This window comes from Photobacterium aphoticum (genome assembly GCF_001029435.1).
GTDB classification, from domain to species: Bacteria; Pseudomonadota; Gammaproteobacteria; order Enterobacterales; family Vibrionaceae; genus Photobacterium; species Photobacterium aphoticum.
The window spans coordinates 1-14,702 of sequence record NZ_LDOV01000016.1 but is presented as its reverse complement, the minus strand read 5'-3'; the positions used below and the strand labels follow the sequence as shown (position 1 = coordinate 14,702).

The following is a 14,702-nucleotide window of genomic DNA, read 5'->3' as shown; positions in this document are numbered from 1 at the left end:
CACGTTACAGCGAGGCTGAGTGCCAGTGAGACTCGCTGTAAGTGGCGACGTTGAGCAAGGCGCGTTGAATTTTACGTTTCATAAAATAGTGCACCAGCCAACCTGTGCCCGTCACTTTAGGGCTGAAATTGATGCGATAGTGGATCAGACTGTGTTCGGCACTCAGGCTTTGAAATTTGATCCATCCGCCATGCTCTTTAACGGGCCCGCCATGAATGACTTTGTAATGGAGGTGTTCATTCTCTTTGTAATCGATCACTTGTTCTTGCATCGAAAAGAAGCCGTCAGACAGCTCTCTGATGGCACCAATGCCGTTGGTTTCAGGTTTGCCGGGGCGCAGCAATGTTGAGCGTCCGCCAAAAAAACGGTCGAGATTATCGTGATCGGCCAAGAGTTGAAACAGAAGTGTTTTGGGGACGTTGGCCGTTTGCTCCAAGGTGATCGAATGCATGCTCATGATCGTTACCTCTAACGGGGTTAATACTAAGGCTATCAGTTAGGTGCAAGCTGTCAATTTTGGCGATGGAAGGCATGAAAATCGCATTTTGGCATGTCATTAAAGTGTCAAAAATCGCTTTTGGCATTATTTTTTTATCGGAGGCGCAATATTTCTAAATGGGTATGTTATCAATACGATAGCGTGAAATATTGTCCATTTTGATTGAATTAAATGAGCATGGTCACAAAAAAAAGGCAAAAGGAGTATTGCCAAAGTGTCATGGGGCTTTTATATTTGAAACTGTTGATTGCAATTTAGAGGTGAAATTTTTCCTGCTGGAACCCTTAACTCACAACTTAAGGTCATTTCGATTTCACCCTCCTGCTTATCACAGTTCTCTAACTCCTGAGTCCTTCATAGATGAAAAGCACACATGAGAAATGGTGTCGTTTATGATTTTTAGCTCAGAGAGTAATGACATTTTATATTTACCTGCTTGTCATAAGGATGTCACAACAGAACAGGTAAAGTGGAATGGTATGGAAGAGTAAGAACGGTATTATTTATTGAAATATCAACCTTACTCGTTTTGGAAAAATGAGAGGTGTATTATGGCTAATCGTAACCGTCGTCAGTGGTTCTATCATCAATCACAGACAAATAGTCTAAAAAACAAATCTAAGTAATCTCACAAGAAGCGCATTCGCTATCTTAATGATTTGTAAGCTGTAAAATTTAATTTGTTATTTACAGTCCACATCGACCTTCACAAGTTACATTAAAAAAAGAAGCCAGAAACATGCAGTGATCCAATGTTTCTGGCGATATTCTTTTTTCCCTTCAAAAAATTATTTAATTACTCAATTATTTTATTCGTTGTCCAACGTTATCAATAAAACGCACCGCATTATTTTTATTTCACCTTTACGCAAACGTTTTCCTTTGGCGTGAATGCTTCACTTATTTGCTTTATGTGAAAACGTCAGCGGTATATATTTCCTTTTACTTCCATCGTCGCCGGAAAGTGCGTGACAGGCGATCCCCCTAAGTAAACGTTTCCCTCAACGACTAAATAATCTGGCAAGGCAGTAATAGCCGTATTGGCCAGATAAAGATGGCCACCGACGTAAAGGTAGGGCGGTAGTGTTTTTATTTTTGTGCCCATTAAACTTAAATCGCCTTTGACCTGTAAACCGTTGTTGATGGCGGTGATGTCGGAGTTCGCTAAGTTAATGTATCCCTCAACATGAATTTGGAGCGGTAGCATGGTGATATCGCTGTAAGCGAGGTTGAGATTCCCTTGCACTGTCAGCTGTTGCGGCAGTTGGGTGATACGACTGTTTTCCAGGTTCAGGTTTCCTTTGACCGTAAAGGGATCAGGCAGGCGTATATCCCCCATATTACGGAGCGTCACGTTACCGTAAGTATCTGTAAAGTTGAGCAGTTTGCCTTCAGTGAGTTGTGGCACGGCATGGGCATAGCTGCTGCTAAGTCCTGTGATAACCAGCAAAACCCGTGTATAGGCCGTTAGTCGTGTGCGAAGGTGAGTTGCTGTCCGTGATAACATGTTGAGCGGGAAGGTATTTGTCATTGTTACTGTTAACATTGTTATTAATTGAAGCCAACCTACCGTATTGCTACGCGATGTGCGAGTAATTCTTCTCTCCTTCACTTGTCTCCTTCCTTTCATTTTCTCTCTTGCGCAGGCAGCAGCATCATGATGTGCCAACCTCCATGATGTGGTGTCACGTTCCGGCCGGAAAGGCACAGGCCTGCGCGTTTAGGTATACACTTTAACGAGTTGAAAGGTGAGGAGAGAAGCGAGATGTCAACGTATCAGTTGCGTGGCATTCGGCGCTTGTGGTATCGACGAATGCGCCTTTATATCGGGTTATGGATGAGTGTGATTGTCAGCCTAGGCATCGCCTCAAGTGTGTGGGCCGATTCAGTGGATGTGCGATGTGATATTTATCCGAACGGTGCCCGAGAGCCCGCAGGGCAATATTTTTGTGTTTTTGCCCAGCGGCAAGGCTACATCACATTAGATCGTGCTGATGGGGTCTACTATGATTTTTATCCTGTTGAAAACCAACCCGGCCAATATCAAGACCATCACGGTCGGCCGGTATATCACCTGTCGGGGCTCGGCAATGCGGGGATGATTTTTCAGTTGGTGCATGAATCTGTTTATGTGTACTGGAATACCTCGGGGCTAGAATGAAGTGATGCAACAGGATTTGTATGAGTAAATTTGAATAACAGCATAAAAATCTTTAATCTAACCCATTGTTTCAGCTCGTTCCGAGCACTATTTTGCGCGAAAGGAAGATTATGTCGGGGATAAAAAATAAAATACTGATCCTGTTTGCTCACCCTTCACCAGCCCGCTCTGAAGTTAATTTTCCGCTACTCAAAGCGTCCCAGCAGTTGGAAGGGATCACCGTGGTGGATCTGTACCACGAATACCCAACGTTTCGTATCAATATCGATCGTGAACAGCAGCGCCTGCGTGATCACGATGTGATTATCTTTATGTTCCCGCTGTACTGGTATTCCACCCCGTCCATTTTGAAAGAATGGCAAGACTTGGTGTTGGAGTACGGCTTTGCCTATGGCAGTGAAGGCACGGCGTTACATGGCAAAACGTTCTTCTGTGCCTTAACCGCTGGTGGGCCTGAATCGGCTTATTGCGCGGAAGGGTATAACCATTACACCTTAAAAGAGTTACTGCAGCCTTTAGAGCAAACCGCCATTTTGACCGGTATGGAATTTTGGGCGCCGTTTGCCCTGTTCAATGCCCGTATGGCTGTCGAGGAAAAGCGGGTAGAACCGCATGTGGCCGATTGGCTGCGTTTACTGCGTGCTGTTAAAACCGATCGTATTGATCGCGATGCTGCTCGCCGTGTCGCCATTTTGAATAAAGATCTTGATTCAGTGATCAGGGAGGCGCAATGACCAGCTACTTTATCCAAGCCTTTATCTATTTGTGTGCGGCGGTAATCGCAGTGCCGATTGCCAAACGCTTGGGCCTTGGCTCGGTACTGGGCTATTTGATTGCCGGTGTGGTGATTGGCCCGGTTGTCGGTTTAGTGGGCGCAGAGACCTTAGCTATTCAGCACTTTGCGGAATTTGGCGTGGTCATGATGCTGTTCCTTGTCGGCCTGGAACTGGAACCGCGCATGTTATGGGACATGCGTCATCGCCTGTTGGGTCTTGGCGGCTTACAGGTGGGTTTGACCACTGCCATTGTCATGGGTATTGCCATTGCATTTGGTGTCGGTTGGACGGTGGCCTTAGCAGTCGGTTTGATTTTCTCCCTGTCATCGACGGCGATTGTGCTGCAAACCTTCAATGAAAAAGGGCTGGCAAAAACCGAAGGCGGCCGTAATGCGTTTTCGGTGTTGTTATTCCAAGATATTGCCGTGATCCCGATGCTGGCGTTGATCCCGTTGTTGGCGCTGCCGGAATTGGTGCAACAAGCGCAACAATTGGCGCAACAGGCCGCTGAGCATCATGAAGAACTCAGCTTAGTGGCCGGTTTACCGGGGTGGGGCTATACCATTGTGGTGATCGCGGCGATTGCTTGTGTGGTGGTGGGTGGCCACTATTTGAGTCGTCCGTTATTCCGTTTTGTGGCGGAATCAGGCTTACGTGAAATTTTCACCGCCACCGCTTTGATGTTGGTGATCGGGATTGCGGCGTTAATGAGTTTAGTCGGATTATCGCCGGCACTGGGTACGTTTTTGGCCGGTGTGGTACTGGCGAACAGTGAGTTCCGCCATGAACTGGAATCCAACATTGAGCCATTCAAAGGGCTGCTGTTAGGGCTGTTCTTTATTACGGTCGGCGCGGGGATTGATTTCTCGGTACTGTTTGACAACCTGCTGACGGTACTTGGCCTGACACTGGGCGTCATGCTCATTAAAGCGATTGTGCTGTTTGTGCTGGCGTTGATTTTCCGCGTCAAAGGCTCGGATCGCTATTTGTTGACGCTGAGCTTGGCGCAGGCTGGTGAGTTTGGTTTCGTGTTATTGAGCTACTCAACACAAAATCACGTATTGCCTGCTGATCTCGCACAGATTTTGGCGCTAGTCGTTGCGATTTCTATGTTCCTGACGCCGGGGCTGTTTATCTTCTTTGATAAAGTCGTGCTACCGCGTTTTCAGGATAAAGCCAACGATCGTGAAGCAGACACCATTGATGAAACCGGTTCGGTGATCATTGCCGGTATCGGGCGTTTCGGCCAAATCGTGAACCGTTTGCTGGTGGCCAATGGCGTAAAGACTGTCGTGCTTGACCATGAAGCCGGTCAAATTGAAAACATGCGGGCGATTCGCATCAAGAGCTATTTTGGTGATGCCACCCGACCGGATTTGCTGCATACCGCCGGGATTGAAGAGGCCAAATTGCTGGTGGTCGCGATTGATGATCCGGAGCGCGCTGTCGAGTTAGTGCAGTATGTGAAACACATGTACCCGAAAGTGCGTATCTTAGCCCGTGCGTATGACCGAGGCCATCATTATGCGCTGCGTCATGCGGGGGCGGATTACATGATCAGTGAGACCTATCACTCAGCACTCACATTGGGGACACAAGCGTTGAAAGATTTGGGCATTCACCCATTCCGCGCTGAACAGTTACGTGAAACCTTCGTCGAAACCGAAGCGCGCAGTAAAGAGATGCTGTATCAGGCATGGCGGGATAATACCGAAGAGAGCAAATTCAACGCGACCTATCGGGATCTGTTTATTCAGCTGGAAGAAGCGTTAAGTGAAGAGATGAAAGCGGAGCGACACAGTAAGCAAGCCTCATCCGAACGGGGCTGGACGCCACCACCGAAAGGCTATGCAGATGTGATTGAGGAATTGCAAAAAGATACCGATGATCCTTTACACAGTTAATTCGCGCGTTACTTAAACAACAAAACTCACCATTAAACGCAGCCTTCGGGTTGCGTTTTTTATGCCAGCAAAGAAAACGTTTGCGTGCAAGAGGATGAATTAATTTAATGGGTTGAAAGCGTGGAATGTAAACGGGTTGACAGTTGGAAACATCCCCTTACGTTTGGTGGATATTTGTTCGATTGAAGTATGATCACAAAAAAATCGAAATTTGGGGTTGTTAATGTGACCTATGTCTCTATATACTCCGCATCCGGCCAGAACCACTACGGTTCAGCCACCTGAGTTACAAGCTGTCACCATGGAGATGTGAACGACCCACGGAGTTGGACCGGCATTACTTTAGCTTGTTAATTAGGTGACTTGTATGTATTACAGTTGGGCGGACAGATTCACATTTTCCAGACGTCTTTGTTTGGAACCTACCTATTTTGCTTTTTCCCTAAAAGCGATGTTCCCCGTTGTATTGCAGGCAGTAACACCTTCATTTTTCGACACCCCAACACATAGTCAAAGCAACAGGACGAAATAATGCAGTTGTTAATTAGTTTGGCCGGTATTCTGGTACTGGTATTGTGCGCGTACGCGCTATCTGAAAACCGTAAAGCGATTAAGTGGCGTACGGTCGGTGGGGCGTTGTTATTGCAAGCCAGTTTTGCAGCGTTAGTTCTTTATATTCCATTGGGACAGAAAATGCTGGGTGCAATGAGTAGTGGCATTGCAAGTATTTTGAGTTTTGCTGATGAAGGGATCAAATTCCTATTTGGCGATCTTGCTACTTCGGGCTTCATCTTTGCTATTCGCGTTCTTCCTCTCGTTATCTTCATTAGTGCTCTAATCTCCCTTCTTTATTACCTTGGCGTGATGCAGTGGATCATCAAAGTGATCGGTGGTGGTATCCAAAAAGCATTGGGTACAAGCCGCGCGGAATCGTTGGTGGCTACCGGTAACATCTTCCTGTCTCAGGGTGAATCACCACTGTTGGTTCGACCTTTCCTTGCACAAATGACCCGCTCTGAACTGTTTGCCGTAATGGTAGGTGGCATGGCATCGGTAGCCGGTAGTGTGCTAGGTGGTTACGCAGGCCTGGGTGTGGATCTGAAATACCTTATCGCTGCGAGCTTCATGGCGGCACCAGGTAGCTTGTTGATGGCGAAACTGCTTGTGCCTGAGCAAAGCGTTGCGGTTGAGCAGACTGACATCGAAATGGCGAAGAGTGAGCACAGCAACGCGATCGACGCATTGGCGGCGGGCGCAATGAACGGTATGCGAGTGGCAGTGGCTATCGGTACCATGCTGATTGCATTCGTGAGTGTGATTGCAATGGCAAACGCTGGTCTGGAATCTCTGGGTGAATTGGCAGGCTTCCAAGGTCTGACGCTACAAGCGATTCTGGGTTACCTGTTCTCACCATTGGCATTCATCATTGGTGTACCAGCGAATGAAATGCTACAAGCGGGCGCATTCATCGGTCAGAAAGTGATCCTGAACGAATTCGTGGCATTCCTTGATTTCGTGAGCGTGAAAGAAACCCTATCTGCACACAGCCAGGTGATCATCACGTTTGCACTGTGTGGCTTTGCGAACATCGGTTCTATCGCGATTCAAATCGGCTCTATCGGTGTGATGGCACCAGAGCGTCGCGGTGATGTAGCAACACTGGGCTTCAAAGCCGTGATTGCTGCAACCCTAGCAAACCTAATGAGTGCGGCACTGGCGGGTATCTTCATCAGCCTATAAGGCAAAGCCCTGCTGTGTGATATGCACAATAAAAAAACCGCCATTTCGGCGGTTTTTTTATGTCTGTTTCTAACGAAAGTGCTGTTCGTCGGCGTTGGTGTCGGCGTTAGCGAGACTCATCATCAAACTGCTTGATCAGTACAGAGGTATCGGCACGGCTGTAACCACGTTGCTGCAGTTCAGCGTATTTTGCATCTACCTGTTTCGCCAGTGGTAAATCTACATTGCGCTTCTCTGCTGCATCAAAACAGATACCTAAATCTTTACGCATCCAGTCGATAGCAAAGCCAAAATCAAAACTGTTATTGGCCATTGTCGCTGCGCGGTTTTCTAACTGCCAGGAGCCCGCTGCGCCATGCTTAAGCACTTCTGTCATCTTTTCGATATCCAAGCCCGCCGATTGTGCCAGTGTAATGGCTTCAGATAAGCCTTGCAGGACACCGGCAATACACAGCTGGTTCGCCATTTTAGTGATTTGACCAAAGCCAGTGTCACCCATCAGGGTCGTCGCTTTGGCAAAGCAATCCATTACCGGTTTAGCGCGTTCAAACGTCGCTTCGTCACCACCGACCATCACGGTCAGACAGCCGTTAACGGCACCCGCTTCACCGCCCGACACTGGCGCATCCAAGAAATGCACGCCTTGCTCGGCGGCGAGGGCGGACAATTCACGGGCGATTTCTGCTGAAGCGGTGGTGTTGTCAATCAGGATGGCACCGGCTTTTACGTTGGACAGAATGCCGTTTTCACCACTGTACACTTGGCGCAGGTCGTCATCGTTACCGACACAAGTAAAGATGAAGTCGGCATCTTGAGCGGCATCGGCAGGTGTCAGAGCGAGTTGGCCGGTATAGGTTTGTGTCCATTGCTCTGCTTTGGCTGTGGTACGGTTATAGACTGTCACGGTGTGACCGGCGTTGGCAAGATGGCCTGCCATTGGGTAGCCCATGGTACCCAAGCCAATAAAAGCGATACGAGATGTGGTCATGCTTGGCTTCCTTGTAAAGTCGCTGCGTGTTGTAAATGCGTACACGTGCAAGGTATGCACAGGGTGTACGGCACGTCAACAAGGCATATTGTTGTTATGGAAGGGACACTATATACCCAAGCTCGCCGAATATGTAGGTTGAAAAAGGTACTGGTATCGTATCTTGTCAAATGTTGTACCCAGAAATGAGCGTGCGATCAAAGAATCACTTGACTAAGACAGCGCTTCGCCCTATTTTGCGTGAGGTTATATTAAGTGGTTGTACTATGTTCGCTGCATTTCTGCGCGTTTTTCTGTTGATATTGAGTGTTGGGATCGCTGGCTTAAGCCATGCAAGCTCAGAATCACCTGTGTCTACAGTGACGTCGCCAGCATTAGTGAACGTCTTTGTGACGACCGCGTTGCCGACACCGGCTTCCTTTTCTCAGCACCTCGCTGAATCTGCGTCTTTTGATCGTTTCTACGCACAATCCCACCCGGATACCGCGATGGTGGTCGATACCTCGGGTGATGAAGAGTTAGTGTGGGATTTTGGCGATCAGTTGTCGACCAACTATCCGACGCAGGAACAATCGCAAAGTAATCAGCATTCAACGGAAACCCGTAGCCTCGATCCGATGCTGACGGGCGCGTCTCGTATGGCGACCTTGTTCCGTCATGACAGCGACGAAGCCGAACCGCTTTATCTGTTGGCGATTGAATTGCCGATTCCGCCAGCCCCAAGTTTTGCCAAAGACTACCGCGTTGAGTTTCATCCCAATGTTGACTGGATGTGCAATGTGGTACCTGCCAGTAACCGAATAAGTGGCTGGAAGGACAGTAATCTCCTCTATACCCTCTATCATCAACACGTTTCTCACGTGTAACGCCCTTCCTCTATGTGCATGATTGGCACATAGCAGGCTTATCAGCTCTTCGTCGTGCAGCGTGCCAATAGGGTGTGCATTGCCTATGATGAGTTGTCTTTACCGAACGGCCATTGAGCGATTCCTTCTGCCTTTTTATTGAGGTGAATCTCCATTTTGCGTATGCCGAAAAAATACCGGCATGCTGGTTGCCGTCTCGGATTGTCTATTTCAATCGTTTCATACTGTCACTTTGTCGATTCCGATGGTGAGAGTGATGAGGCGATCGCCTCTGCTGCGTAGTGACGTGAGCAAGGGCATACATTGGCGTTAAATCATGAGAAAACAACAACCTCATCGACTGCTAAACCATTATTCAGCATGGAAATATGTGGTCCTGATTGTCACGGTCGTCGTGATGATGTTAAGTGCAATTCCAACGTGGTACGGCGAAGATGCTGCCGTACAAATTGCTGCGAAAGGCGTGCCGACGCCGGATGTGGTGACGTTACAAAAAACATTAACCCAACAGGGCATTGGTGTGAAACGCATCGATCAGGAAGCGAATAAAACCGTCGTGATCCTGAATAACGAAGCGCAGCAGACCAAAGCGCGCTCTACCCTGATGAATCTGATGGGCCCGAAAAGTGAGTCCCAACTGACATTGGCGATGGAGCCAGCGGCACCAATGTGGCTGCGTGATATGGGCTTTGAACCGATCAAGCTGGGTCTGGACTTGCGTGGTGGTGTGCAGTTCTTGTTGGATGTGGATGTGGACCAAGTGTTCCGTGCGCAAGCCACACAGCTGCAAGACGAACTGCGTATGGCTTTCCGTAAAGAAGGGATCCGTGGTGCGCGAGCAGAGTTGACCGCTGACGATGCCTTGTTTGTGCGTCTGCCAAACGATGAAGCGAACAGCCAAATTCGTCACTACATGAAAGAAAACTACCCGCAGTGGCAGGTAACGAACGGTTCTGGCAGTGGCCTGGATCTGGTCATGAAGGAAGACGAGAAAAACGAAATCCGTAACATGACCGTGCAGCAAAACCTGCAGACCATGCGTAGCCGTATCGAAGAATTGGGTATCACCGAAGCTTTGGTACAGCGTCAGGGTGCAAACCGTATCCGTATCGAACTACCTGGTGTACAAGATCCTGCGGCAGCGAAAAATGTGATCGGTGCGACGGCAAGTCTGGCGTTCTACCCAGTGAAAGAAACCGGTGCCACCATGGTACTGCCGGATGAAAATGGCCAGCCAGTCCGTGTGTCTCGCAAGCCTATTCTGGGCGGTGACCACATCGTGGATGCGCGTGCTAACTTCGGTGAAATGGGTCAGGCAGAAGTGAACATTACCCTCGATAGCACGGGCGGTAAGATCATGTCTGATTTCTCTGGCCGTAATATCGGTAAGCCAATGGCGACGTCATTCAGCGAATACAGCCGTGACGCGAAAGGCAAAACCGTTAAAGAAAGCAAAATCATCAGTGTGGCAACCATTCAGAGCCAGTTGGGTAACCGCTTCCGCATTACCGGTGCCGGCTCAATGGAAGATGCACAGGAATTGGCGCTGTTGCTACGTGCCGGTTCACTGACTGCGCCTGTGACTATCGTAGAAGAACGTACCATTGGTCCAACACTGGGTGCAGAAAACATCAGCAACGGTTTCGCCGCGCTGGGTCTGGGTATGGGCTTAACACTGCTATTTATGGCTGTGTGGTACCGCCGTTTGGGCTGGGTGGCTAACGTTGCACTGATTTGTAACATGATCATGCTGTTCGGTTTGCTGGCAATGATCCCAGGTGCGGTATTGACGCTGCCGGGTATTGCCGGTCTGGTACTGACAGTGGGTATGGCGGTAGATACCAACGTACTGATTTTTGAACGTATTCGCGACAAGCTAAAAGAAGGCCGCAGTTTTGCTCAGGCTATCGATCGTGGCTTTAGCAGTGCGGTAAGCACCATTTTCGATGCCAACTTCACCACCATGATCACTGCGGTGGTGCTGTATGCGATTGGTAATGGTCCGATTCAGGGCTTTGCGCTGACATTGGGCTTGGGTCTGTTGACCAGTATGTTTACCGGTATTTTTGCGTCTCGCGCCATGATTAACTTGGTATGGGGCCGTGATGCACGTCGTGAGGTGCGAATCTAATATGTTTATTACAATGAAAAATGCCACCAAGTGGCGCCACTTTACCAGTTATGTGTCTGTGGCTTTGATGGTGATCTCCATCGGTATGATTGCGGTGAAAGGCCTGAACTGGGGCTTGGATTTCACCGGCGGTATCGTGACTGAAGTGCAGATGAATGCCGCTATCTCAAGTCATGAAATCGACAGCACCATGGACAAAGCGCTGAAACAAGATGTGAGCGTGATTGCGGCGGGTGAGCCGGGCCGTTGGGTATTGCGTTATGCGATCCCTACGCAAGGTGAAGCGCCAAACATTGCACACATTCTGCAACCATTGGATGGTCAGCTACAGGTGCTGAACACCAGCATCGTGGGTCCACAAGTGGGTCAGGAACTGGCGGACCAAGGCGGCTTGGCACTATTGGTGTCTGTACTGTGTATTCTGGGTTATCTGAGCTACCGTTTTGAATGGCGCTTGGCATCGGGCTCTGTGTTTGCACTGGCGCACGACGTGATTTTCATTTTGGGCTTCTTTGCGGCCACACAGATGGAATTCAACCTGACCGTATTGGCGGCGGTATTGGCGATCATGGGTTACTCACTGAATGACTCCATCATCATTGCTGACCGTATTCGTGAAGTGCTGATTGCTAAACCAAACCTGTCTATTCAGCAGGTGAACAACGAAGCGATCGCGGCGACGTTCTCACGTACCATGATCACTTCCGGTACTACCTTGATCACGGTCGGCGCCCTATGGCTGCTGGGTGGTGGTCCACTGGAAGGTTTCTCTATCGCGATGTTCATCGGTATCATGACCGGTACCTGGTCATCCATTTCAGTAGGTACATCGTTGCCTGAACTGTTCGGTCTGAACAGCTCACACTACATGCCTAAACCGATCACCGAAGAGCCGTAATCGCGCTATATCGAGTGAAACAGAGGTTAAGAGGGTCGCTGAGCGGCCCTTTTTTTATGCGCGCTTTTCACGTTCACGGTACCCATTCATTTGGCAACTGTGATAACGTCAAGACATACAGCGATGAGAACAACAAAAGGAATTGGGGAAAGCATGGGTAAAAAAGCGTTAGAAACCAAAATCGTGACGGCAGGACGTGCCAGTAAGTGGACACAATCTTTGGTGAATCCGCCCGTCAGTCGTGCATCGACCATTGTGTTTGATACTGTGGAAGAGATGAAACACGCTACGGCTAACCGGGGTAATAAAGCGTTATTTTATGGACGTCGAGGCACCAATACCCATTTTGCGTTTCAGGAAGCCATGGTGGAGCTGGAAGGCGGGGTAGGCTGTGCCTTGTACCCGTGTGGGACGGCGGCGATCACCAATGCCATGCTGGCCTTCGTGAAAGCGGGTGATCATGTATTGATGGTTGATGGGGTGTACGAGCCCACGCGCAATTTCTGTGACACCATACTGGACAAAATGGGTGTGGAAACCACTTATTATGATCCGCTGATCGGGGAAGGGATCCGTGATTTGATCCGCCCAAATACGACGGTGCTGTTCTTGGAATCACCGTGTTCTATCACCATGGAGGTGCAGGATGTGCCGACACTGGCTCGCATTGCCCATGAACATGATATGACAGTGATGTTGGATAACACCTGGGCATCACCCATCAACTTCCAGCCGTTTGAACACGGCGTCGATATTTCCATTCAAGCGGCGACTAAATATGTCGTCGGCCACTCCGATGTGATGCTGGGTACCGCTGTGGCTAATGAAAAATGCTGGGCACAGTTGCGTGAAAGCAGCTATTTGATGGGGCAGTGTACTTCGCCGGATGATGTGTATCTGGCCATGCGTGGCTTGCGCACGTTAGGGGTACGTTTGAAACAGCATCAAGAGAACAGTCTGAAAGTCGCGGCTTGGTTGGCAGAGCGTCCGGAAGTGGATCGCGTACTGCATCCGGCGTTTGAAAGCTGTGACGGCCATGAATATTTCAAGCGGGATTTCAAAGGCTGTAATGGGCTGTTTTCCGTGGTGTTGAACCGAGGCAATTCAGAGGCATTAGCGGCGATGCTTGATGGTATGGAGCACTTCAGCATGGGCTTTTCTTGGGGCGGGTTTGAAAGCCTGATCCTCGCCAATGAAAACATCAACAGCCTGCGTACTGTGGCAAAACGCGACTATGCAGGGCCGTTATTGCGCCTGCACATTGGGCTGGAAAATGCCGATGATTTGATTGCTGATTTAGAGCGCGGTTTTGATCGCCTGAACAGCGTGTTGGCGAAAACGGCGTAGTTGTCTGATAGATCCATAGCCCAGTAGCTTAATAACAGCCAGACAGAGACAATCAAAAGCGGCGACCTTGTGATGAGGTCGCCGCTTTTTTATGGTTCTATTCTGAATGTCATATCACGGCGTGTCTGACTAGGCTTCAGTAATATCACCTTCATCCATATAGCCTTCACCAATCTCATGGCCTAACTGGCGCAAGAAACCTTTCATATAGGCAGTGCGACGGGCTGCTTCTTCTCGTCCCGCATCGGTATTCATGGTATCGGCTAACTTAAACAACTTGGTGTAAAAGTGATCGATACAGAAGGCTTTATCATCACGCTCACGGGTGATCCCAAACGGATCATTCGTTGAATAAAGCGCGGAATTAAATCCGGTACTGACCTGAATACAGCGAGCAATACCAATGGCACCCAGGGCATCAATGCGATCCGCATCTTGCACGATGGCCGCTTCCACACTCTTTACCGCAATATTGGCACTGTAGCTGTGCGCTTCAATGGCGTGATAAATCCCGTCTAAATACGGCTGGGGATAGCCAATGCCCGTTAAGAAATCGACTGCCGCTTGTGCTGCCAGGGCTGAGGCCTGATGGCGTTGCGGGTGGTTCTTGGGCAACGTCACACAGTCGTGTAACCATGCTGCAGGTACCACAATGGCGCATTCCGCCTGTTCTTGTTCAGCTAATTGCTTGGCTGTGGCGACAACACGATGAATGTGGTCAATATCATGGGCGGCATCGGCAGTTGGTTGAGCCGCCAAGAAAGCAGCGCACTGGCTCTCTAATTGCTGTAATCCGTCGTCGGTCAAACCGGATGCGGAGAAGGCTGTTGCGTGGGAGAAAGGGGGTGTATTCATGAACAATCCGTTGAAAAGGCGTCTAATGTGTGTGGGTTGTCTACGCTTTAGTAAAAGCATACTAAAGGGGATACGATGAAAAAGACAGTGTATTGGGCTGGCCTTGGCGTATTGATCAGTGGGCTAATGGGGTGTTCGACATCTGAATGGGAATCGGAGTGGGAGCGCTATCAATTGTTTCCAGATGCCTATACCTATGATGTGCCTTTCGACAGTATTTACCATTATGGGTATAACCAAGGTTGTGAGACGGCGCTGAGTCTGTTGGGCGTCACGGACACGGAATATCAGAAAGATGAAGCACTGGAAAACAGTGATACCCATTACGACCAAGGCTGGGAAGATGGCAAGCAAGCCTGTCAACAAGGGGTCAGAGCGCTGATGCCAACCTCAAAGATCATCCCTGGGCCTATCACCCCTGACGAGAATGGCTATGCGGATGGCATGTTGTAATGACGGCATAGCGTAGGCGTGTTGTGCTGGAATGTCAGACATAAAAAAACAGACCGTGGTGGTCTAATGCCGATCAGTTAAGGC

At 49.1% G+C, this 14,702-nt stretch carries 13 protein-coding genes; 9 read left to right on the top strand and 4 right to left on the bottom strand.

From position 1 onward, the window contains the following. Window positions 1–4: 4 nt before the first annotated feature. The gene (locus ABT58_RS08375) at window positions 5–457 is read right to left on the bottom strand and encodes an SRPBCC family protein (protein ID WP_047873945.1); all 453 of its coding nucleotides are present in this window, start codon (window positions 455–457) and stop codon (window positions 5–7) included. Window positions 458–1,421: 964 nt separating this feature from the next. Continuing rightward, the gene (locus ABT58_RS08370; protein ID WP_229821713.1) at window positions 1,422–2,030 is read right to left on the bottom strand and encodes a hypothetical protein; all 609 of its coding nucleotides are present in this window, start codon (window positions 2,028–2,030) and stop codon (window positions 1,422–1,424) included. Window positions 2,031–2,264: 234 nt separating this feature from the next. Between ABT58_RS08370 and ABT58_RS08365 the strand changes: the two genes are divergently transcribed. From ABT58_RS08365 to ABT58_RS08350, 4 genes are all read left to right on the top strand, one after another. Further along, window positions 2,265–2,660, top strand: coding sequence for a hypothetical protein (locus ABT58_RS08365; protein ID WP_229821711.1), 396 nt, complete (start codon window positions 2,265–2,267; stop codon window positions 2,658–2,660). A gap of 110 nt (window positions 2,661–2,770) precedes the next feature. Further along, window positions 2,771–3,394 carry an NAD(P)H-dependent oxidoreductase gene (locus ABT58_RS08360; protein WP_047873944.1) on the top strand — a complete coding sequence of 208 codons (624 nt, stop codon included), beginning with the start codon at window positions 2,771–2,773 and terminating at the stop codon, window positions 3,392–3,394. Further along, a complete protein-coding gene (locus ABT58_RS08355; RefSeq protein ID WP_047873943.1) occupies window positions 3,391–5,340 on the top strand; it encodes a monovalent cation:proton antiporter-2 (CPA2) family protein in 1,950 nt (649 codons plus the stop codon). Before ABT58_RS08360 ends, ABT58_RS08355 begins: the two co-directional genes overlap by 4 nt. A 531-nt stretch (window positions 5,341–5,871) precedes the next feature. Continuing rightward, complete coding sequence (locus tag ABT58_RS08350; protein ID WP_047873942.1) at window positions 5,872–7,080, top strand: NupC/NupG family nucleoside CNT transporter; 1,209 nt, start codon at window positions 5,872–5,874, stop codon at window positions 7,078–7,080. 106 nt (window positions 7,081–7,186) lie between these two features. Here ABT58_RS08350 and ABT58_RS08345 read toward each other — a convergent pair whose 3' ends face one another. Continuing rightward, a complete protein-coding gene (locus tag ABT58_RS08345) occupies window positions 7,187–8,113 on the bottom strand; it encodes an NAD(P)-dependent oxidoreductase (protein WP_268248417.1) in 927 nt (308 codons plus the stop codon). A gap of 305 nt (window positions 8,114–8,418) precedes the next feature. Between ABT58_RS08345 and ABT58_RS08340 the strand changes: the two genes are divergently transcribed. The 4 genes from ABT58_RS08340 (at window position 8,419) to ABT58_RS08325 (ending at window position 13,310) form a co-directional block, all read left to right on the top strand. After that, the gene (locus ABT58_RS08340; RefSeq protein WP_146147279.1) at window positions 8,419–8,934 is read left to right on the top strand and encodes a hypothetical protein; all 516 of its coding nucleotides are present in this window, start codon (window positions 8,419–8,421) and stop codon (window positions 8,932–8,934) included. A gap of 316 nt (window positions 8,935–9,250) precedes the next feature. Then, window positions 9,251–11,065 carry a protein translocase subunit SecD gene (secD, locus tag ABT58_RS08335; RefSeq protein ID WP_047873939.1) on the top strand — a complete coding sequence of 605 codons (1,815 nt, stop codon included), beginning with the start codon at window positions 9,251–9,253 and terminating at the stop codon, window positions 11,063–11,065. Between the two features lies 1 nt (window position 11,066). After that, window positions 11,067–11,963, top strand: coding sequence for a protein translocase subunit SecF (secF, locus tag ABT58_RS08330; protein WP_047873938.1), 897 nt, complete (start codon window positions 11,067–11,069; stop codon window positions 11,961–11,963). A gap of 153 nt (window positions 11,964–12,116) precedes the next feature. Continuing rightward, complete coding sequence (locus ABT58_RS08325; protein ID WP_047873937.1) at window positions 12,117–13,310, top strand: cystathionine beta-lyase; 1,194 nt, start codon at window positions 12,117–12,119, stop codon at window positions 13,308–13,310. Window positions 13,311–13,439: 129 nt separating this feature from the next. On the opposite strand, the gene ABT58_RS08320 is transcribed toward ABT58_RS08325, so the two are convergent. Continuing rightward, window positions 13,440–14,165, bottom strand: a complete 726-nt coding sequence (locus ABT58_RS08320; RefSeq protein WP_082211026.1) for an HD domain-containing protein — start codon at window positions 14,163–14,165, stop codon at window positions 13,440–13,442. Window positions 14,166–14,240: 75 nt separating this feature from the next. On the opposite strand from ABT58_RS08320, the gene ABT58_RS08315 reads away from it, so the two are divergent. Beyond that, window positions 14,241–14,618, top strand: coding sequence for a hypothetical protein (locus ABT58_RS08315; protein ID WP_047873936.1), 378 nt, complete (start codon window positions 14,241–14,243; stop codon window positions 14,616–14,618). Window positions 14,619–14,702: the final 84 nt, after the last annotated feature.

Bases quoted from the DNA above. Each gene is read 5' to 3' on its own strand.
- ABT58_RS08375 (WP_047873945.1), bottom strand. From the start codon at position 457: ATGAGCATGCATTCGATCACCTTGGAGCAAACGGCCAACGTCCCCAAA.
- ABT58_RS08370 (WP_229821713.1), bottom strand. From the start codon at position 2,030: ATGACAAATACCTTCCCGCTCAACATGTTATCACGGACAGCAACTCAC.
- ABT58_RS08365 (WP_229821711.1), top strand. From the start codon at position 2,265: ATGTCAACGTATCAGTTGCGTGGCATTCGGCGCTTGTGGTATCGACGA.
- ABT58_RS08360 (WP_047873944.1), top strand. From the start codon at position 2,771: ATGTCGGGGATAAAAAATAAAATACTGATCCTGTTTGCTCACCCTTCA.
- ABT58_RS08355 (WP_047873943.1), top strand. From the start codon at position 3,391: ATGACCAGCTACTTTATCCAAGCCTTTATCTATTTGTGTGCGGCGGTA.
- ABT58_RS08350 (WP_047873942.1), top strand. From the start codon at position 5,872: ATGCAGTTGTTAATTAGTTTGGCCGGTATTCTGGTACTGGTATTGTGC.
- secD (WP_047873939.1), top strand. From the start codon at position 9,251: ATGAGAAAACAACAACCTCATCGACTGCTAAACCATTATTCAGCATGG.
- secF (WP_047873938.1), top strand. From the start codon at position 11,067: ATGTTTATTACAATGAAAAATGCCACCAAGTGGCGCCACTTTACCAGT.
- ABT58_RS08325 (WP_047873937.1), top strand. From the start codon at position 12,117: ATGGGTAAAAAAGCGTTAGAAACCAAAATCGTGACGGCAGGACGTGCC.
- ABT58_RS08320 (WP_082211026.1), bottom strand. From the start codon at position 14,165: ATGAATACACCCCCTTTCTCCCACGCAACAGCCTTCTCCGCATCCGGT.
- ABT58_RS08315 (WP_047873936.1), top strand. From the start codon at position 14,241: ATGAAAAAGACAGTGTATTGGGCTGGCCTTGGCGTATTGATCAGTGGG.